Annotated in this window: 3 protein-coding genes; all 3 read right to left on the bottom strand. The window is 60.1% G+C overall.

Annotated elements, in window-relative coordinates; genetic code table 11:
• On the bottom strand, positions 1-611 hold a 611-nt coding region (gene ispE / locus HF921_RS12105), incomplete at its 3' end, for a 4-(cytidine 5'-diphospho)-2-C-methyl-D-erythritol kinase (protein WP_215893889.1).
• Entirely contained in the window at positions 608-1,264 is a 657-nt protein-coding gene (gene lolB, locus HF921_RS12100) for a lipoprotein insertase outer membrane protein LolB (protein ID WP_215893888.1), read from the bottom strand. The genes ispE and lolB, both read right to left, overlap by 4 nt.
• A partial coding sequence (locus tag HF921_RS12095; RefSeq protein ID WP_215893887.1) for a tetratricopeptide repeat protein occupies positions 1,261-2,881 on the bottom strand: 1,621 nt, incomplete at its 5' end. The genes HF921_RS12095 and lolB, both read right to left, overlap by 4 nt.

Genomic DNA, 2,881 nt, shown 5'->3' with positions numbered 1-2,881 from the left:
TTTTCCGTCGCCCCGCCGAGAAACGCGCCTATTGTGCTGGGCACGTGATGCCGTGTCAATTCAGGGGCGGTGAAAATCTCCCGTGTACTTACGGACACCTGCGGGTGCAGCAGCACATAGTGACTTTCCGGGAGGGCGTCGAGCGCTTGCAAACGCTCGCCCAGACCCTCCGCCCAGGCACCGCGTCCGAAAATAAATACAGGAACGTCAGCACCGAGGCTGGCGCCAATTTCCATGAGTTCTTCGCGGCGTAGACCGGTACGCCACAGCCGATTGAGCACGATGAGGGTGGTGGCGGCATCCGAGGAACCTCCGCCGATACCCCCGCCCATGGGCAGAAATTTGTCGATGTGAATATGGACTCCTTCATGGACACCGCCGACATCGGCCAGACATTTCGCGGCGCGGATACTCAGATCGTTCGCTTCCGGCACGCCTTCCGGTCCGCCGCTGCGGGAAAATCGCCCGGCGGGGCGCGAGTCAAACTGGAGTTGGTCAGCCAGATCGATAAACTGAAATACGGTCTGCAACTCGTGATAACCGTCGCTGCGCTGGTCGATAACGCGAAGCATCAGATTCAGCTTCGCGGGTGCGGGATAATTTTCGCTCATGGGGCGTTGTGGCCTCCCATACGCCACTGGGTGATGGCAAGGCGTAGGGTGATGCCCGCCGGACCCATGGCTTGGAGCAGTTTGGGCATGCTCAGGCCGCCTACTGACGCATATTGGAGATAGTGGATTTGCCAGGGGCCGCTGTGGAGTACGGTGGGCAGGCCGGCTGAATTCTGCCGTTCAGTTACCGCCGCGCCGTGCAGGCCAAGCATCCAGTCTGGCAATTCACTCGCGGGTAGTTCGACGTGGAGGACCAGTGCGAGGAGGGTATCCAGGTTGTTTGCTTGTCGTGTCGCGCCATTGGCCAGTTGCAGATGCGCGCCTTGCGGGTCGACTTCGATGCGCGCGACCGTACGGCCGAGAGGGTCATAGATGGAAAGTTCCTGGTGTTGGGGGGATTGCTTCCAGCGGAATCCGAAATCTTTGCTCGTTTTCGGTGTGCTGAGAGCGGCCTGTCCGCTGGCTTGCCAATATTTTAGACTGGCGACGACCTGATTTCTCTCGGTCGTTGACAGGATGATGTGAGCGGACGGTTGGATGGGGGGCGTGGTGGCGCAGGCGGATAATACGCCGGTGAGCAGGAGTGCGGCCAGTGTGTGGAGCGGCCTTCGTACAGGGCGCCGGACGGATGCTCTGGGATAGGGAGTCATCATGGCTGGCGGGCCAGATTGCTTTTGAGGGTGGCATCGTCCGGGTGTTTTTGCAGCGCACTTTGCCAGACCTGCCGGGCATCTGTGTGGCGCCCTAGTGACCAGAGAACTTGCCCGAGGTGTGCGCTCACCGCGGCATTGTCAGGTAAGGCCGTATGAGCCTTCTGCAGATACTCCAGAGCCTGGAGGTTGTCGCCCCGCACGTGCCGCAGCCAGCCGATACTATCCAGAATCTCGGGGTTGTCAGGACTCAGGCTCAATGCCTTGCTCAGTAGCTTTTGTGCTTCGACCAGGTTGCTGTGCCGTTCGACCAAGCTGTAGCCAATGAAGTTGTAGGCTTGTGCATGATCCGGTGCGAGGCGGATAACTGTACGCATGGCTTTTTCCATGGCCGGATAATCTTTCAATTGCTCATAGATGGCGCCTTGCGCGTACCAGAGTCCAGGTTGGTTGGGCATGCGCTGCAAGGCCTGCCTGACTACCTGTAGGGCTTGGTGAAGATGGCCGCTGTCTTGCAGCAGGTTTGCTTCCAGCAGCGGAATCTGTGCCTCATGCGGGCGCGCGGCCGCCAGGGCCCGCAGTTTTTTGATGGTTTTGTCGTGGTGCCCCAACAGATATTCCACGCGCGCGCTGCGCAGCTCTGCCTCAGAATACAGAGGACCGGGATGAATGCGCTGGTACCATTGCAATGCTTCGGCCCAACGATTCTGTGCCTCGTAGAGGCGCCCCAGATAGTAGAGTGGGGCGGGGGACTGGGGCGCCAATTCGCGGGCGCGCTGCAAAGCGGCTTCCGCATTTTTCCAGTTGCCGCGCTCGACGTCCATAAGGCCGAGAGAAAGGATGATATCGGGGTCATCGGGGTTTTGTCGTGCCATGTTCTGGTAGAGGCGATAGGCCTGTGTCAGGCCACCCATTTTGAGGTAGAGCGCAGCCAGATATAGACGGGCGAGCGTGGCTTCCGGGTGGCTGGCCGTGAAACTTTGAATGCTGTGCAAAGCGGCGGTAGTGCCTTGGGTGGCTTGCTGTGCTTCGGCGAAACTGATGGCGGCTTCCTGCCAGTCCGGACGGAGACTGAGCGCTTTCACCAGCCAGGGGATGGCGTGTTCTGGTTGTTTTTCATCGAGATCGATACGTCCGAGCGCATAATAGGCGGCTGCGGATTGCGGGTCTTTGTCGGCTAGCGCACTCAACAATCGTCGCGCCTCACCGCTGCGTCCGTGGGCCACCAGTAATTCAGCGAGTTGCAAGGTGACCTTCGGGTTGTTGGGAAAGCGGGCAAGCGTGGCCTGTAGTAACTGAATGGCTTGCTCATCCTGACCTGTGGTGAGGAGCAGCGCGGCTTCAAACTGATCTGCTTGGGCGTTCCCCGGAGCGGTCTCGCGCCAGCGTTTGGCAAGTTGCAGAGCACCTGGAAAATCGCCGAATTGCGCGGTGATCTGTGTGGCGCGCCCGAGGACATTGGCTTCTGGCGCCAGTTTGGCGGCTTCCCGCCAAGCTGGAATGGCCAGTTGTGGCTCCCGTTGCACGGTGGCGAATTCGGCTACTAACAGATAATAGAGCTGCTCCCCGGTCATGCCATCCGAGGCGGGGTCGGCGGCTGCACCTCCGGCGGCGAGGCTG

Source organism: Acidithiobacillus ferriphilus (assembly GCF_018854775.1).
GTDB classification, from domain to species: domain Bacteria; phylum Pseudomonadota; class Gammaproteobacteria; order Acidithiobacillales; family Acidithiobacillaceae; genus Acidithiobacillus; species Acidithiobacillus ferriphilus.
The sequence above is the reverse complement of the archived record's forward strand: the minus strand, read 5'-3'. Positions and strand labels throughout refer to the sequence as shown.